Raw genomic sequence first — 16,144 nt, 5'->3', positions numbered from 1 at the left:
TTGAGTCGTTACCTCCTGTCAGCGGGGCGCGGCGCCCTCGGCTTCGAGTAGCAAACGCGCATAGTGCTGCAGGTCGACGTTGCCGCCGGTGAGGATGACCCCGACTCGCTTGCCCCGCAGCCGTTCGCGCAGCTTCACTACCGCTGCTGCCGCCAGGCAGCCGGTGGGCTCGACCAACAGGTTCATGCGCTCAGCCAGAAAACCCATGGCCTGCAGCAACTCCGCGTCCGATACCGTGACCATGTCGCTCACCAGCTGCTGGATCAATGGAAAGGTGATCGTCCCCAGCGACTGCGACTGCGCGCCATCGGCCAGGGTCGCTGGCGTGTCGATGCTCACCAGTTTGCCGGTGCGGAAGGACTGCTGACCGTCGTTGCCGGCCTCGGGTTCGACCCCGATCACTTCGCAGTCGGGGCTGCGTAAATGCGCCGCCAGGGCACAGCCGGAAATCAGCCCACCGCCGCCCACCGGTACCAGCAATACGTCCAGCGGGCCAGTCTCCTCGAACAGCTCGAGCGCCGCGGTGCCTTGCCCGGCGATCACATCCGGGTGATCGAACGGAGGGATCAGCGTGTAACCGTGATCCAACTGCAACTGACGGGCGATGGCGAGACGGTCTTCGCGGTAGCGGTCATAGGCGACCACAGTGGCACCGTAGCCTTCGGTGGCTGCCCGTTTTGCCGCAGGGGCGTCGGCGGGCATCACGATCACCGCCGGCATACCCAGCTCCCGGGCGGCGAGGGCGACGCCCTGGGCGTGGTTGCCAGACGAATAAGCGACCACTCCGCGTTGCCGGCTGGCCGGATCGAGCCGCATCAGCGCATTGAGCGCGCCACGAATCTTGAAGGCGCCCATGCGCTGAAACTGTTCGCACTTGAAGAAGACCTGCGCATCAACCCGGGCGTCGAGGGTGGAGGAGGTGAACACAGGAGTACGGTGGACATGGCCTTGCAGGCGATCGGCTGCGGCTTGCACGTCCTGGACTGTAGGTAGCGATTGTTCGGTCATGGCGATTCCTTGGCACGAAGACACGCACGGCAGCCAGATTAGCTGCCGTGCGCGTGTTTTACGAGAGGCTGTGCCTCGCGTCTCGCTGATCAGTGGGTCGAAGCCGCCACCAACTGGTTGAGGTGACTGACACCGCCCATCAGGGTGCCGCCCCGGGTTTCAAAACCGACCATCCCTTTCCAGCCGGTGTACTGCATCGCATCGACCAATGCCGGGAAATTGAGGGTGCCGCGGCCCAGCGCGCTGGCGAGTTTCGACCCGGGCGCGGCAGCCTGATCGACACGCTGCTCGACGCAGGTCATCTGGTCTCGTTCAGCTGCCGGGAAGGGGTGTGCGGCTCCTGCGAAACCACTGTGCTGGAAGGCACGCCCGACCACCGCGACTTCGTGCTCAGCCCTCACGAGCAGGAAGCAGGGAAGACGATGATGATCTGCGTGTCGGGTTGCAAGTCGCCTCGCCTGGTGCTGGACCTGTAAAGACCGCCGGTAATCGCAAGCGGTGCCGGCCATTCATGAGCAGGGCAACTATCTGTTACAGTCCGTCGAATCTATGTGGTGTTCCCCAGGAGATGTACAAGGATGTCGCTTCACGAATGGTTCGGTTTTGTCGTCGTCGCCATGCTGGTTACCCTGACCCCAGGTCCCGGGGTCATCATGGCGCTGTCCAACTCGGTGGCCTACGGACCGCGACGGGCGATGCTCGGCTCGATCGGCAACGCCTTCGGCTTGCTGGCAATCTCGGCCGCCACCAGTGCCGGGTTGGGGGTGGTGCTACAGGCGTCCGCCACCGCCTTACTGCTACTCAAGGTGCTCGGCGCGAGCTACCTGATCTACCTGGGCGTCAAGCAGTGGAGGAGCCGCACCAGCGCCTTCGACAAACTCGACCAGCCGGCCGGGCGCGCCTCCACCAATAACAGGCTGATGCTCAACGGCGTGACGGTGGCGCTGACCAACCCCAAGGCGATCCTGTTCTTCGCAGCGTTCCTGCCGCAGTTCATCCGTCCGGGCAGTGATTCGACCGTGCAGCTGGGCATTCTCGTACTGACCTTCGCGGCCTGCTCGATCGTCTCCCACGCCTTCTATGTGACCCTGGCCCAGGTGCTGCGTCGCAAGCTCGCCTCGCCGAACCGTGCGCGGTTGATGAACCGGCTGTTCGGCGCCTCGTTCGTGGCGCTGGGAGCGAGCCTGTTCACCGTTCAGGCGAAAGTTGCCTGAATATCAGTCATACCTGCTGATTCAAAAAAAAAGCCAATACTCGCGTATTGGCTTTTTTCTTTTGCGTGTCCGACCGAAAGATCAGAAGTCCAGGTTGGACACCGACAGCGCATTGCTTTCAATGAAGTCGCGACGCGGTTCGACCGCATCACCCATCAGGGTGTTGAACAGCTGATCGGCGGCGATGGCGTCCTCGATGGTCACCTTGAGCATGCGGCGCACGGTCGGATCCATGGTGGTTTCCCACAGCTGGTCCGGGTTCATCTCACCCAGCCCTTTGTATCGCTGGATGGTGTGGCGCTTGGTGCTTTCGTTCATCAGCCAGTCGAGGGCTTCCTTGAACTCGGTAACTGCCTTGCGACGTTCGCCACGCTGAACATAGGCGCCGTCGCCCAGCAAGGTACCCAGCTTTTCACCCAGGGCAACGACAGTCTTGTAGTCATTGCTGCCGAAGAAGTCACGGTTGAAGGTGACATAGCTGGCCAAACCATGGGATGTCGTTTCAACGACAGGCAGCCAGAGGTTGCGCTCCTTGTCCTCATGCAAGTCGGCTTTATAAACCAGACCGGAGCGCTGGCTGTTATCCAGGCGCTGCTGGAACGCCTTCAGCCAATCGTCCATCTGCGCCTTGTTGGCCAGTTGCTCGAGGGAAACCTTATTCAGGTAGATGAAGTGCTCGGTCAGCTCTTCCGGGTACAGACGCGACAGACGCTTCAACGTCTTCATCACACCGCGGAATTCATTTACTAGGGCTTGCAGCTGAACACCGGAGACGGCTGGCGCAGCTTCGTCCAGGTGCAGGCTGGCATCCTCAAGGGCCGACTGGGTCATGTATTCTTCCATGGCCTCGTCGTCCTTGATGTACTGCTCCTGCTTGCCTTTCTTCACCTTGTACAGCGGTGGCTGGGCGATATAGATGTAGCCACGCTCGACCAGCTCCGGCAGCTGCCGGAAGAAGAAGGTCAGCAGCAGGGTACGGATGTGCGAACCGTCGACGTCAGCATCGGTCATGATGATGATGTTGTGATAACGCAGCTTGTCGATGTTGTACTCTTCGCGGCCGATGCCACAACCCAGTGCGGTGATCAGCGTGCCGACCTCCTGGGAAGAGATCATCTTATCGAAGCGCGCTTTCTCGACGTTGAGGATCTTGCCCTTGAGCGGCAGGATCGCCTGGGTGCGGCGGTTACGGCCTTGCTTGGCCGAACCACCTGCGGAGTCACCCTCCACCAGGTACAGTTCGGAAAGGGCAGGGTCCTTCTCCTGGCAGTCGGCCAGTTTGCCCGGCAGGCCAGCGATGTCCAGCGCGCCTTTGCGGCGCGTCATCTCACGGGCTTTACGCGCCGCTTCACGGGCACGGGCAGCGTCGATCATCTTGCCGACCACGGCCTTGGCTTCGTTGGGGTTCTCCAACAGGAAGTCGGCGAAGTACTTGTTCATCTCCTGTTCCACGGCGGTCTTCACCTCCGAGGAAACCAGCTTGTCCTTGGTCTGCGAGCTGAACTTCGGATCCGGCACCTTGACCGAGATGATCGCGGTCAGACCTTCACGGGCGTCGTCACCGGTGGTGGCGACCTTGTTCTTCTTCGCCAGACCTTCCTGCTCGATGTAGCTGTTCAGGCTACGGGTCAGCGAGGAACGGAAACCGACCAGGTGGGTACCACCATCGCGCTGGGGAATGTTGTTGGTGAAGCACAGCAGGTTTTCGTTGAAGCTGTCGTTCCACTGCAGGGCGACTTCGACACCCACGCCATCGTCACGCTGGACGTTGAAGTGGAAGACCTGGGAATTGACCGGGGTCTTGTTGGTGTTCAGGTATTCAACGAATGCGCGCAGGCCGCCTTCGTACTTGAAGAACTCTTCCTTGCCGCTGCGCTCGTCCTTCAGCAGGATGCCAACACCCGAGTTCAGGAACGACAGCTCGCGGATACGCTTGGCGAGAATGTCCCAGCTGAAGTGGATGTTCTTGAAGGTTTCAGCCGAGGGCTTGAAGTGGATGTGGGTACCGGTGGTTTCGCTCTCACCGACGACCGCCATCGGCGCCTGTGGCACACCATGGACGTAGGTCTGTTCCCAGATCTTGCCGCTACGACGAACGGTGAGCACCAATTGCTCGGACAGGGCGTTCACCACCGAAACACCTACGCCGTGCAGACCGCCGGATACCTTGTAGGAGTTGTCGTCGAACTTACCGCCGGCGTGCAGGACGGTCATGATGACCTCGGCTGCGGAAACGCCTTCTTCTTTATGCACGTCGACTGGAATGCCACGGCCGTTGTCACGGACGCTGATGGATTCGTCCGGGTGAATGATGACGGTGATGTCATCGCAGTGACCGGCCAGGGCTTCGTCGATCGAGTTGTCGACCACCTCGAACACCATGTGGTGCAGGCCGCTGCCGTCATCGGTGTCGCCAATGTACATGCCGGGACGCTTGCGTACGGCATCCAGCCCTTTCAGCACCTTGATGCTGGAGGAGTCGTACGTTTGATTTTCGCTCATGCCTTCACTCCCGATGGTCGTGGGTCTGGGTGATACGGCCTTGTTCCACGTGGAACAAGGCGACTGGCGTTTCCGTCTGCCAGCCTTCCCTCAGAAATTCGTGGTCTACACAGGTGATGAACACCTGGCAGTTCAATTCTTCAAGCAAGCGGCACAGGGCGCGGCGGTGCTGCTCGTCCAACTCGGACGGCAGGTCATCCACCAGATAAATACACTGACCGCGACGAACCTGGCTGACCAGATGTCCCTGGGCAATGCGCAGGGCACAGACCACCAGCTTCTGCTGCCCGCGCGAGAGGATGTCGGCCGCGTTGTTCGCGCCCAATCGCAGGCGCAGATCAGCACGCTGTGGCCCGGCCTGGGTATGGCCCATCTGCTGATCGCGAAGGAGAGAGGTTGCGAGGACTTCGTTGAGTTCCCGGTCCTTGTCCCAGCCTCGGTAGTAGCTCAGGGTCAGCCCGTCCAGTTCGACCAGCTCGCTCAGGGTACGCTCGAAGACAGGCTTCAAGGCCTTGATGTAGTTGCGACGGTATTCATCTATTTCCGCACTGGCGAGACATAACTCCCGATCCCAGGCGGCTTGCGAAACGGCATCAAGTGTACCATGCCGCAGCCATGAGTTCCGCTGCCGCAAGGCCTTCTGCAGGCGCTGCCAGGTCGCCATGAAACGAGGTTCCACGTGGAACACGCCCCAGTCGAGAAACTGCCGGCGCACCTTGGGCGCACCTTCAAGCAGGCGGAAACTGTCCGGGTTGATCAGTTGCAGGGGCAACATCTCGGCCAGTTGCGCGGCACTGCGCGCATTCTGGCCGTCGATACGGATGGTGAAATCACCCTGCCGCTCCCGTGAAACACCCAGGTTGCTGGTACCACCTTCGGCCAGTTCGACCTGACCGAATACGGTACAGGTCGGCTGCTCGTACTGAATCACCGGGTTCAACCGGGTGCTGCGGAACGAGCGGGCGAGCCCCAGCAGGTGCACGGCTTCGAGCACGCTGGTCTTGCCACTGCCGTTGGCGCCGTAAAGGATGTTGATGCGGGGGGAGGGTGAGAGGGTCACCGGGTGCAGGTTGCGCACCGCGGTGACCGAGAGACGTCGAAGGGACATGTCGCCTGCTATGGCTTACAGACGCATCGGCATGACAACGTAGGACGAGTCGTCATTGCCGGCTTCCTGCAGCAAGGCGCTGCTGTTGGAGTCGGACAGAATCAGGCGAACCTGTTCAGTGGTCATGACACCCAGCACGTCCAGCAGGTAGCTGACGTTGAAACCGATCTCCAACGAGCTGCCGTTATAGTCGACGCTGATCTCTTCTTCCGCTTCTTCCTGCTCCGGGTTGTTGGCCTGGATCTTCAGCTGGCCGGCGGCCAGTTGCAGACGGATGCCGCGGTACTTCTCGTTGGACAGGATCGCGGTACGGCTGAACGCCTCGCGCAGCGCCTGGCGGTCACCGATCACCAGCTTGTCGCCGCCCTTGGGCAGGACGCGCTCATAGTCCGGGAACTTGCCGTCAACCAACTTGGAGGTGAAGGTGAACTCACCAGTGGTGGCACGGATGTGATGCTGGCCCAGGACGATGCTGACCATGCCTTCCGGATCGGTGAGCAGGCGCGCCAGCTCGAGGATACCCTTGCGTGGCACGATGACCTGATGGCGTTCAGCCTGGCCGATCGCCGCCTGCATGGCGCACAGCGCCAGACGGTGGCCATCGGTGGCGACGGCGCGCAGGGTATCGGTGGACACTTCCAGCAACATGCCGTTGAGGTAATAGCGTACATCCTGCTGGGCCATGGCGAAGCTGGTGCGCTCGATCAGGCGGCGCAGCTTGCTCTGTTCCAGGTTGCAGGTCAGCGAGCCTGGGCCTTCCTCCACGGTCGGGAAGTCATTGGCCGGCAGGGTGGACAGGGTGAAACGGCTGCGGCCAGCCTTGACCAGCAGCTTCTGCTCGTCGACCTTGATGTCGATCAGCACATCGCTGGGCAGGCTCTTGCAGATGTCCATCAGCTTGCGCGCCGGAACAGTGATCTCGCCCGGCTCCGCAGGCTCTTCCAGCTGGACGCGGCCAACCAGTTCGACTTCCAGGTCGGTACCGGTCAACGACAGCTGCTGGCCTTGCACGACCAGCAGGACGTTGGACAGGACCGGCAAGGTCTGGCGGCGCTCGACGACGCCTGCGACCAGTTGCAGGGGTTTCAACAGGGCTTCGCGTTGAATGGTGAAATGCATGGTCTAGTCCCTTGCCTTCAATTAGCTGCGCAGACGGCCATCAGGTCGTCAGCGTGCGCAGCAGGTTCTTGTAGTCCTCGCGGATGTCCGCGTCGGATTCCTTCAATTCGTTGATCTTGCGGCAGGCGTGCAGAACGGTGGTGTGGTCGCGGCCGCCGAACATGTCACCGATCTCCGGCAGACTGTGGTTGGTCAGCTCTTTCGACAACGCCATGGCCACCTGACGTGGTCGCGCAACGGAGCGCGACCGCCGCTTGGACAGCAGATCGGAGATCTTGATCTTGTAGTACTCGGCCACGGTGCGCTGGATGTTATCCACACTGACCAGCTTGTCCTGCAGCGCCAAAAGATCCTTGAGCGATTCACGGATCAGCTCGATGGTGATGTCGCGGCCCATGAAGTGCGAGTGGGCAATCACCCGCTTCAGGGCGCCTTCGAGCTCACGCACGTTGGAGCGGATACGCTGGGCGATGAAGAACGCGGCATCGTGCGGCAGCTCGACCTTGGCCTGGTCGGCCTTCTTCATCAGGATCGCCACGCGGGTTTCCAGCTCCGGCGGCTCGACGGCCACCGTCAGGCCCCAGCCGAAGCGGGACTTCAGGCGCTCTTCCAGGCCTTCGATCTCCTTCGGGTAGCGGTCGCTGGTGAGGATCACCTGCTGGCCGCCCTCGAGCAGGGCGTTGAAGGTGTGGAAAAACTCTTCCTGGGAACGCTCCTTGCGGGCGAAGAACTGGATGTCATCGATGAGCAACGCATCGACCGAACGGTAGAAGCGTTTGAATTCGTTGATCGCGTTCAGCTGCAGCGCCTTGACCATGTCGGCGACGAAACGCTCCGAATGCAGGTAGACCACCTTGGCGTTCGGGTTCTTCTTCAGCAGGTGGTTACCCACAGCGTGCATCAAGTGCGTCTTACCCAGGCCGACGCCACCATAAAGGAACAGTGGGTTGTAGCCGTGCTTGGGGTTGTCGGCAACCTGCCAGGCTGCGGCCCGGGCCAGCTGGTTCGACTTGCCTTCGACGAAGGTTTCGAAAGTGAACGTGCGGTTCAGGTAGCTGGTGTGCTTCAGGGCACCCTCGACCTGCACCGTACGCTGCTCGGTACGCCCACTGGCAACCGGAGCGGTCGCGATCTCGGCCATGCTGTCGAAGCTGTCGCGCGAAGAAGGTTCTTCGACTTCGGCAACCTGCGTCGGCTCCACCACAGGTGCACTGACAGGCTCGAGCACCGGCGCTGCCTGCTGCACCTGCGCCTGTTGCGCAAGGGTTGCCGCGACGGCGGCACTGACAGGGGCGTTGGGAGCGGCACGGGCTGCGGAGCTGCGACGGCTGCCTATTAATAAGGAAAGGGCGGGAGCGATACCGCTGCCCTGTTCACCCAGCAGTTCGAGCAGGCGGCCAAGGTACTTTTCATTGACCCAGTCGAGCACGAAGCGGTTGGGCGCATAGACGCGCAACTCGTCGCCTTCGGCTTCGACCTGTAGCGGGCGGATCCAGGTGTTGAATTGCTGGGCAGGCAGCTCATCGCGCAGAAGCTCCACGCACTGCTGCCAAAGTTCCACTGACACGGATATCCCCTGAGTTGAAAGCCGGATGAGGCAAAAACAAACCGCCATTGTACCGGGCGGGCGGTCAGTTATCCACACGTGACGCCACCCACTATCAGGGTAAATCCGCCAAAAAACGACTCGAACACCACTCATGCACTGTTGATAAGCCCTGTGGATAACAGCACCTGTGGGCTATGCACAACCCTGGGTTCTGATCTGTGGATAAATCGGCTGTGGATAAACACTCTTTTCCCCCACAGGTTTTCCTCACCCCAGGCACAGACAGAACACCCCTTACCGACAAGGTTATGGTTTTCTGTACAGCCCGCAGTTAAAGGGCTCAAATAGGTTATCCACAGAAGGTTATCCACCTAAGATCTATAAGTTCTTCAGAAAAGCTTTTTATATGCCTCTTCTGTTTTTTTGATTTGCCCGCTTTCAGGTCAGCCAGGTCGAGGTAGCACCCATCGACCTGCCTCGACCTTCCATAAGGAAAGGCTGGTTGGAAATTGACCTATCGCCTTGCTTTCTCTAGAATCGCCGATCTCTTAAAAAGGGGGCCCTTCCGGCCCGTTGTCGACCAACCCAGGTAACACGCCATGAAACGTACTTTCCAACCAAGCACCATCAAGCGCGCCCGCACCCACGGTTTCCGTGCCCGTATGGCTACCAAGAACGGCCGTGCCGTTCTGTCGCGTCGCCGTGCCAAAGGCCGTAAGCGTCTGGCCATTTGATTTTTCGGTACAGGTGGTGAGTCAGGACTTCAGTCGGGACAAGCGACTGCTTACACCCCGGCACTTCAAAGCGGTCTTCGACTCCCCAACCGGCAAGGTTCCAGGGAAAAACCTGCTTATCCTTGCCCGCGAGAACGGCCTCGATCATCCACGCCTCGGCCTGGTAATCGGCAAGAAGAGCGTCAAGCTCGCCGTTCAACGCAATCGCCTGAAACGCCTGATGCGCGATTCGTTCCGCCTGAACCAGCAAATGCTGGCAGGGCTGGATATCGTGATCGTTGCACGCAAGGGGTTGGGCGAAGTGGAAAACCCAGAATTGCACCAACACTTTGGCAAGCTCTGGAAGCGACTGGTCCGCAGTCGGCCCTCTCCAGCGGTCGCCGATTCCGCAGGGGTAGACAGTCACGATGCGTAAACTGGCCCTCGTTCCGATCCAGTTCTACCGTTATGCCATCAGTCCACTGATGGCCAGTCACTGTCGTTTCTATCCCAGCTGTTCCTGTTACGCCTATGAAGCCATCGAAAACCATGGCCTCTTGCGTGGTGGGTGGCTGGCCGTTCGTCGCCTGGGGCGTTGTCATCCGTGGAACGACGGCGGTTTCGATCCCGTTCCACCTGCTCCTTCCTCCCGAACTTCTTCGATAGCCGAGTAATCATGGATATTAAACGCACGATCCTGATCGTCGCCCTGGCAATCGTGTCCTATGTCATGGTCCTCAAGTGGAACCAGGACTATGGCCAGGCTGCCCTGCCGACTCAGAATGCTGCTGCCAGCAATGCTGCCCCGGCCCTGCCGGACACCGTGCCGGCCGGCAACTCCGGTGCAAGCGCCGATGTGCCGAGCGCCAATGCTGAATCCAGCCCTGCTGAACTGGCGCCGGTCGCGGTCAGCAAGGACCTGATCCGGATCAAGACCGATGTCCTGGACCTGGCTATCGACCCGGTCGGTGGTGACATCGTCCAGCTGAACCTGCCGAAGTACCCACGTCGCCAGGACCATCCGGACATTCCGTTCCAGCTGTTCGACAACGGCAGCGAGCGCGTGTACCTGGCCCAGAGCGGCCTGACCGGCACCAACGGCCCGGACGCCCGCTCCACGGGTCGCCCGCTGTACGCCGCCGAACAGAAGAGCTTCCAGCTTGCCGACGGTCAGGACCAACTGTCCGTCGACCTGAAGTTCAGCGAGAACGGCGTCAACTACATCAAGCGCTTCAGCTTCAAGCGCGGTGAGTACGACCTGACCGTCAGCTACCTGATCGACAACCAGAGCGGCCAGGCCTGGAGCGGCAACATGTTTGCCCAGCTCAAGCGCGACGCCAGCTCCGATCCGTCGTCGAGCACTGCCACCGGTACGGCCACCTACCTGGGCGCCGCCCTGTGGACAGCTTCCGAGCCGTACAAGAAAGTGTCGATGAAAGACATCGACAAGGGCAATTTGAAAGAAAATGTGACCGGCGGCTGGGTCGCCTGGCTGCAGCACTACTTCGTGACCGCCTGGATCCCGAGCAAGTCGGACAACAACGCCGTCCAGACCCGCAAGGACAGCCAGGGCAACTACATCATCGGCTTCACCGGCCCTGCGCTTGACGTCCCTGCCGGCGGCAAGGTCGAAACCAGCGCGATGCTGTATGCCGGTCCCAAGATCCAGTCCAAGCTCAAGGAACTGTCCCCAGGCCTGGAACTGACCGTCGACTACGGCTTCCTGTGGTTCATCGCCCAGCCGATCTTCTGGCTGCTGCAACATATCCACAGCCTGCTCGGCAACTGGGGCTGGTCGATCATTGTCCTGACCATGCTGATCAAAGGCCTGTTCTTCCCGCTGTCGGCCGCCAGCTACCGCTCGATGGCGCGCATGCGTGCCGTGGCGCCGAAACTGGCCCAGCTCAAGGAACGCTTCGGTGACGATCGCCAGAAGATGTCCCAGGCGATGATGGAGCTGTACAAGAAAGAGAAGATCAACCCGCTGGGCGGCTGCCTGCCGATCCTGGTACAGATGCCGGTGTTCCTGGCCCTGTACTGGGTACTGCTGGAAAGCGTAGAGATGCGCCAGGCACCGTGGATGCTGTGGATCACCGACCTGTCGATCAAGGATCCGTTCTTCATCCTGCCGATCATCATGGGCGCCACCATGTTCATCCAGCAGCGTCTGAACCCGACCCCGCCGGATCCGATGCAGGCCAAGGTGATGAAAATGATGCCGATCATCTTCACCTTCTTCTTCCTGTGGTTCCCGGCCGGTCTGGTGCTGTACTGGGTTGTGAACAACTGCCTGTCGATCGCACAGCAGTGGTACATCACCCGCAGCATCGAGGCAGCGACCAAGAAAGCTGCCGCTTGACGGGCAAGCCTGTTTGCCTGTGAATAAAAACGCCCCCTAGTGGGGCGTTTTTGCTATCTGACGAATTCGTTGTAGAGGCTTTCGAGCATGAACACTGTGCGTGAAACCATTGCCGCCATCGCTACCGCCCAGGGCCGCGGCGGGGTTGGCATCGTCCGCTTGTCCGGGCCGCTGGCCAGCCAGGCCGGGCAGGCCATCACCGGCCGCACGCTGACCCCGCGCCATGCCCACTACGGCCCGTTCCGCGATGCCGATGGCCTGGTCCTGGACGAAGGCATCGCGCTGTTCTTCCCCGGGCCGAACTCGTTCACTGGCGAAGACGTGCTGGAGCTGCAGGGCCACGGGGGGCCGGTGGTCATGGACATGCTGCTGCAGCGTTGCCTGCAACTGGGCTGCCGGTTGGCACGCCCGGGCGAGTTCAGCGAGCGTGCGTTCCTCAACGACAAGCTCGACCTGGCCCAGGCCGAAGCCATCGCTGACCTGATCGAAGCCAGCTCCACGCAAGCTGCCCGTAATGCCCTGCGTTCGTTGCAAGGAGCGTTCTCCAAGCGCGTGCATGGGCTGACCGAAGCGCTGATTGCCTTGCGCATCTACGTCGAGGCCGCAATTGACTTCCCTGAGGAAGAAATCGACTTCCTCGCTGACGGCCATGTGTTGCGCATGCTCGATGACGTGCGCAGCGAGTTGTCCACAGTGCAGCGTGAGGCCGGGCAGGGTGCCCTGTTGCGTGACGGCATGACGGTGGTCATCGCCGGTCGGCCGAACGCCGGCAAATCGAGCCTGCTCAACCAGCTCGCCGGACGCGAGGCGGCGATCGTCACCGATATCGCCGGCACCACCCGGGACATCCTGCGCGAACATATCCACATCGATGGCATGCCGTTGCATGTGGTCGACACCGCCGGTCTGCGCGATACCGATGACCATGTGGAAAAGATCGGGGTGGAAAGGGCGCTCAAGGCCATCGGCGAGGCTGATCGGGTGCTGCTGGTCGTCGACTCGACCGCACCGGAAGTCAGTGATCCCTTTGCGCTGTGGCCGGAATTCCTGGATCAACGACCAGATGTGGCAAAGGTCACGCTCATCCGTAACAAGGCCGACTTGAGTGGTGAACGTGTCGGCATGGAGCAGAGTGACGATGGGCATGTAACCATTACCCTGAGTGCCCGCGAAGACGACATGGGGCTGGACCTGCTACGTGACCACCTCAAGGCCTGCATGGGGTATGAACAGACCGCGGAGAGCAGCTTCAGCGCCCGTCGCCGGCACCTGGAAGCGCTGCGCCAGGCCAGTGAGCACCTGGAGCATGGTCGTGCGCAGCTGACCCTGGCTGGCGCCGGAGAGCTGTTGGCGGAGGATCTGCGCCAGGCACAGCAGGCGCTGGGTGAAATCACCGGGGCGTTCAGTTCGGACGACCTGCTTGGCAGGATTTTCTCGAGCTTCTGCATCGGCAAATAGTCCACAGCCCTTCGATAACAAGGCCGCTCCAGTCTGGAGCGGCTTTTTTTTGCCTGTGATTCAGGTTTGTGGGAGCGGGCTTGTCCCACGAACACCGGTGCAGCCGTTGCCAAATCTGTAAGCCTGCTTCGCTAGGCAAGCTCGCTCCCACGACGTCATCCACAGATTAAAGTCCTGACTCGGGAGCTCTGTGGAAAACTCGGCCTCAGCTCCGTTGATAACCGGGCTTTTTTTCTGAGGACAAACCGCCCTGTGGGTAACAGGCATATTCATCCACAGGTTAAACAGCGCTATCCAGAGCCCACAAGCCCGTTTCGACACAGGGTTTTGATTCTCTGTACATGCCGTATTCTGTGGCCTTGAAAGACTTATACACAGACAGGATGGGCCCTAAACATAAACATAAAAACAAAGCTTTTTTAAATTTTTCCTCTTTGTTTTCTTTTGCCTGCCACTCATCCACAGCCTGCTCATTTTTTGCTCAGAAGGTTTCTTTGAAGGGCGGTAAGTCCCTATACTTGTCCGCTTACCTTCTCTATTCGCAAAAACAGGCACGAGGTGCGTGGTGGATTTCCCTTCCCGTTTTGAAGTGATCGTCATCGGCGGCGGCCATGCCGGTACCGAGGCTGCGCTTGCGTCCGCACGCATGGGTGTGAAAACCCTGCTGCTGACCCACAACGTGGAAACCCTCGGTCACATGAGTTGCAACCCGGCCATCGGCGGCATCGGCAAGAGCCACCTGGTCAAGGAAATCGATGCGCTCGGCGGCGCCATGGCGCTGGCCACCGACAAGAGCGGCATCCAGTTCCGCATCCTGAACAACCGCAAGGGCCCGGCCGTACGCGCCACCCGTGCGCAGGCCGACCGCGCCATCTACAAGGCGGTGGTGCGCGAAATCCTGGAAAACCAGCCGAACCTGTGGATATTCCAGCAGTCCTGCGATGACCTGATCGTCGAGCAGGACCAGGTCAAGGGCGTGGTCACGCAAATGGGCCTGCGCTTCTTCGCCGACTCCGTGGTCCTGACCAGCGGCACCTTCCTCGGCGGACTTATCCACATTGGTCTGCAGAACTACTCCGGTGGTCGCGCCGGCGATCCACCCGCCAACGCCCTGGCCCAGCGCATGCGTGAACTGCCGCTGCGCGTCGGCCGGCTGAAGACCGGCACGCCGCCGCGCATCGATGGCCGTTCCGTGGACTTCTCGGTGATGACAGAACAACCGGGCGACACGCCGATCCCGGTGATGTCGTTCATGGGCAATGCCGAAATGCATCCGCGCCAGGTGAGCTGCTGGATTACCCACACCAACGCCCGCACCCACGAGATCATCGCCTCGAACCTCGACCGTTCGCCGATGTACTCCGGCGTGATCGAAGGCATCGGCCCGCGCTACTGCCCGTCGATCGAGGACAAGATCCATCGCTTCGCCGACAAGGAAAGCCACCAGGTGTTCATCGAGCCGGAAGGCCTGACCACCCACGAGCTGTACCCCAACGGTATTTCCACTTCGCTGCCGTTCGACGTGCAGCTGGAGATCGTCCGCTCGATCCGCGGCATGGAAAACGCCCACATCGTCCGTCCGGGCTATGCCATCGAGTACGACTACTTCGACCCGCGCGACCTGAAGTACAGCCTCGAGACCAAGGTCATCGGCGGCCTGTTCTTCGCCGGCCAGATCAACGGCACCACCGGTTACGAAGAGGCCGGCGCCCAGGGCCTGCTGGCCGGGACCAATGCCGCGCTGCGTGCCCAGGGCCGTGAAAGCTGGTGCCCGCGCCGCGACGAGGCCTACATCGGCGTGCTGGTCGACGACCTGATCACCCTGGGGACCCAGGAGCCGTACCGCATGTTCACGTCACGTGCCGAGTACCGGTTGATCCTGCGCGAAGACAACGCCGACCTGCGCCTGACCGAGAAAGGCCGCGAACTGGGTCTGGTCGACGACCAGCGCTGGGCTGCGTTCTGCGCCAAGCGCGAAGGCATCGAGCGTGAAGAACAGCGCCTGAAGAGCACCTGGGTTCGTCCGGGTACGCCGCAGGGCCAAGCTGTTGTGGATAAGTTCGGCACGCCGCTGGCCCATGAATACAGCCTGCTCAACCTGCTCGCCCGTCCGGAAGTCGACTACGCTGGCTTGATCGAGGCGACCGGCGGTGAAGTGATCGATCCACAGGTTGCCGAGCAGGTCGAGATCAAGACCAAGTACGCCGGCTACATCGACCGCCAACAGGACGAGATCGCCCGGCTGCGCGCCAGCGAAGACACGCGCCTGCCTGTGGATATCGACTACACCACGATTTCCGGCCTGTCCAAGGAGATCCAGGGCAAGCTCGGGCAGACCCGCCCGGAGACCCTGGGCCAGGCTTCGCGCATTCCGGGTGTCACCCCGGCGGCGATTTCCCTGTTGCTGATTCACTTGAAAAAGCGCGGCGCAGGCCGCGAATTGGAGCAAAGCGCTTGAGTTCCCCGGTCACCCCGCAACACGCCGAAGAGTTGTCCACAGGTGCGCGCCAGCTTGGTGTCGAGCTGAGCGCGCAGCAGCATGAGTTGCTGCTGGGCTACCTGGCCCTGTTGATCAAATGGAACAAGGCCTACAACCTGACCGCGGTGCGCGACCCGGACGAGATGGTCTCGCGCCACCTGCTCGACAGCCTGAGTGTCATGCCGTTTATCCACAGTGACACCCAGCGCTGGCTGGATGTCGGCAGCGGCGGCGGCATGCCGGGTATTCCGCTGGCCATCCTGCATCCGCACAAACAGGTGACGGTGCTGGACAGCAACGGCAAGAAGACCCGTTTCCTCACCCAGGTGAAGATGGAACTGAAACTGGACAACCTCACGGTTATCCACAGCCGGGTGGAAGAGGTCCAGCCCGAGCAGCCGTTCTGCGGGATCGTTTCCCGAGCGTTCAGCAGCATGGAGAATTTCACCAACTGGACCCGCCACCTGGGTGACGCCCGCACGCAATGGCTTGCAATGAAGGGGCTGCATCCTGCCGACGAACTGGTAGCATTGCCCGCAGACTTCACAGTGGAAAGCGAGCAGGCCCTGACCGTTCCAGGTTGCCAGGGCCAGCGCCATCTGCTGATACTGCGCCGCAAGGCATGACTGGGAACA

General features: G+C 61.0%; 14 protein-coding genes and 1 pseudogene. 9 read left to right on the top strand and 6 right to left on the bottom strand.

Translation table 11 applies throughout. The features are described from left to right. Window positions 1-18: 18 nt before the first annotated feature. Both AC0MAZ_RS03430 and AC0MAZ_RS03425 read right to left on the bottom strand, forming a co-directional pair. Complete coding sequence (locus AC0MAZ_RS03430) at window positions 19-1,008, bottom strand: threo-3-hydroxy-L-aspartate ammonia-lyase (RefSeq protein WP_475860172.1); 990 nt, start codon at window positions 1,006-1,008, stop codon at window positions 19-21. An 89-nt stretch (window positions 1,009-1,097) separates the two neighbouring features. Further along, the gene (locus tag AC0MAZ_RS03425; protein WP_232855501.1) at window positions 1,098-1,310 is read right to left on the bottom strand and encodes a hypothetical protein; all 213 of its coding nucleotides are present in this window, start codon (window positions 1,308-1,310) and stop codon (window positions 1,098-1,100) included. Here AC0MAZ_RS03425 and AC0MAZ_RS03420 point away from each other — a divergent pair. Further along, window positions 1,266-1,484, top strand: a pseudogene (locus tag AC0MAZ_RS03420) (2Fe-2S iron-sulfur cluster-binding protein); the annotation flags it as partial. The gene AC0MAZ_RS03425 and the pseudogene AC0MAZ_RS03420 overlap by 45 nt on opposite strands. 102 nt (window positions 1,485-1,586) lie before the next feature. Beyond that, window positions 1,587-2,222 carry a LysE family translocator gene (locus tag AC0MAZ_RS03415; RefSeq protein ID WP_232855435.1) on the top strand — a complete coding sequence of 212 codons (636 nt, stop codon included), beginning with the start codon at window positions 1,587-1,589 and terminating at the stop codon, window positions 2,220-2,222. 81 nt (window positions 2,223-2,303) lie between these two features. Here AC0MAZ_RS03415 and gyrB read toward each other — a convergent pair whose 3' ends face one another. From gyrB to dnaA, 4 genes are read right to left on the bottom strand one after another with little or no spacing between them, the layout of a single operon-like run. Continuing rightward, a complete protein-coding gene (gyrB, locus tag AC0MAZ_RS03410; protein WP_232855434.1) occupies window positions 2,304-4,724 on the bottom strand; it encodes a DNA topoisomerase (ATP-hydrolyzing) subunit B in 2,421 nt (806 codons plus the stop codon). Window positions 4,725-4,728: 4 nt separating this feature from the next. Further along, window positions 4,729-5,832: a DNA replication/repair protein RecF gene (gene recF, locus AC0MAZ_RS03405; RefSeq protein ID WP_028690032.1), complete on the bottom strand. Its 1,104-nt coding sequence runs from the start codon at window positions 5,830-5,832 to the stop codon at window positions 4,729-4,731. Window positions 5,833-5,847: 15 nt separating this feature from the next. Next, window positions 5,848-6,951: a DNA polymerase III subunit beta gene (gene dnaN, locus AC0MAZ_RS03400; RefSeq protein WP_234560797.1), complete on the bottom strand. Its 1,104-nt coding sequence runs from the start codon at window positions 6,949-6,951 to the stop codon at window positions 5,848-5,850. Window positions 6,952-6,991: 40 nt separating this feature from the next. Further along, window positions 6,992-8,518: a chromosomal replication initiator protein DnaA gene (gene dnaA / locus AC0MAZ_RS03395; protein WP_232855433.1), complete on the bottom strand. Its 1,527-nt coding sequence runs from the start codon at window positions 8,516-8,518 to the stop codon at window positions 6,992-6,994. Window positions 8,519-9,099: 581 nt separating this feature from the next. Between dnaA and rpmH the strand changes: the two genes are divergently transcribed. The 7 genes from rpmH to rsmG all read left to right on the top strand — a co-directional run bounded on the left by rpmH (window position 9,100) and on the right by rsmG (window position 16,135). Then, on the top strand, window positions 9,100-9,234 hold the full coding sequence (rpmH, locus tag AC0MAZ_RS03390) for a 50S ribosomal protein L34 (RefSeq protein WP_003253163.1): 135 nt from the start codon (window positions 9,100-9,102) through the stop codon (window positions 9,232-9,234). 13 nt (window positions 9,235-9,247) lie between these two features. Next, window positions 9,248-9,649 (top strand): ribonuclease P protein component, encoded by a 402-nt coding sequence (gene rnpA, locus AC0MAZ_RS03385; protein ID WP_234560813.1) that lies wholly within the window; start codon window positions 9,248-9,250, stop codon window positions 9,647-9,649. After that, a complete protein-coding gene (gene yidD, locus AC0MAZ_RS03380) occupies window positions 9,642-9,887 on the top strand; it encodes a membrane protein insertion efficiency factor YidD (RefSeq protein WP_011536514.1) in 246 nt (81 codons plus the stop codon). Before rnpA ends, yidD begins: the two co-directional genes overlap by 8 nt. Before the next feature lie 2 nt (window positions 9,888-9,889). Further along, a complete protein-coding gene (yidC, locus tag AC0MAZ_RS03375; RefSeq protein WP_050707603.1) occupies window positions 9,890-11,572 on the top strand; it encodes a membrane protein insertase YidC in 1,683 nt (560 codons plus the stop codon). 87 nt (window positions 11,573-11,659) lie between these two features. After that, window positions 11,660-13,030, top strand: coding sequence for a tRNA uridine-5-carboxymethylaminomethyl(34) synthesis GTPase MnmE (mnmE, locus tag AC0MAZ_RS03370; protein ID WP_475860167.1), 1,371 nt, complete (start codon window positions 11,660-11,662; stop codon window positions 13,028-13,030). Between the two features lie 565 nt (window positions 13,031-13,595). Then, on the top strand, window positions 13,596-15,488 hold the full coding sequence (mnmG, locus tag AC0MAZ_RS03365; protein ID WP_232855430.1) for a tRNA uridine-5-carboxymethylaminomethyl(34) synthesis enzyme MnmG: 1,893 nt from the start codon (window positions 13,596-13,598) through the stop codon (window positions 15,486-15,488). Then, complete coding sequence (gene rsmG, locus AC0MAZ_RS03360; RefSeq protein ID WP_475860166.1) at window positions 15,485-16,135, top strand: 16S rRNA (guanine(527)-N(7))-methyltransferase RsmG; 651 nt, start codon at window positions 15,485-15,487, stop codon at window positions 16,133-16,135. Before mnmG ends, rsmG begins: the two co-directional genes overlap by 4 nt. The last annotated feature ends 9 nt before the right edge of the window (window positions 16,136-16,144 follow it).

The sequence above is a fragment of the Pseudomonas sp. A genome, from assembly GCF_056270345.1.
This window is presented reverse-complemented; position numbering and strand designations above follow the sequence as displayed.